Here is a 604-nt window from a genome sequence, read left to right as displayed (position 1 = left end):
CTTCACGACGCAGCAATTCTGCCGCCTCCACTCCGTTCATTCCCTCTTTCAGAATGTGGATCGCCAGTGCCTCCATGCGTATGGAAACGGCAAAGGCGCAGCTTTTACGCTCATCCAGGCGAGTCTCGTTAAACAGCTGGAATAAATCGGCATCATCCGGTCCGGTTTTGGTGATACGTGTTTCACTATTTCGCATAATCATTTCTCCTGAATTTGGGCAAAAGAATGCCCGGCGGGTTTACGCCATTAATTTCTGTTTGGGATTAATTCGGCATGGTTAGCCGTTTGGGAAATAAGCTCACCACTGCACGAAAATGATTCATTGCTTTAATCAGCTCCCGCGTTTCGTCAGTGGTCAGCTCATTAATATTGACGCTGTGACGTTCTGCCGGAATTTTTGCCATGAAGAATATGGCGGCCAGTGCCCTCTCGTTCTGTTTATGATTAATGTCGCGTGAATCGCGCATCTCATTAATAAACCGTTCCAGCTCGTGCTCAATATTCAGACCAAAAACTTTTGCTCTCAGCTCCGCAATATGGTTCAGCCCATTCAGGCGCTGACCGGTACTCAGTGGAACAGTCGCTGCAGGACCTTCAATAGCCA

The 604-nt window shown here is 48.2% G+C and carries 2 protein-coding genes; both read right to left on the bottom strand.

The window, feature by feature from the left end:
* A partial coding sequence (locus AC07RN_RS20945; protein WP_478337211.1) for a DUF2732 family protein occupies positions 1-196 on the bottom strand: 196 nt, incomplete at its 3' end.
* 67 nt (positions 197-263) lie between these two features.
* A partial coding sequence (locus AC07RN_RS20940) for a DUF5347 domain-containing protein (RefSeq protein WP_478337210.1) occupies positions 264-604 on the bottom strand: 341 nt, incomplete at its 5' end.

This window comes from Lelliottia sp. GFLA7 (assembly GCF_056490165.1).
Note: the sequence above shows the minus strand (reverse complement) of the source record. Positions and strands in the feature narration are given on the sequence as shown.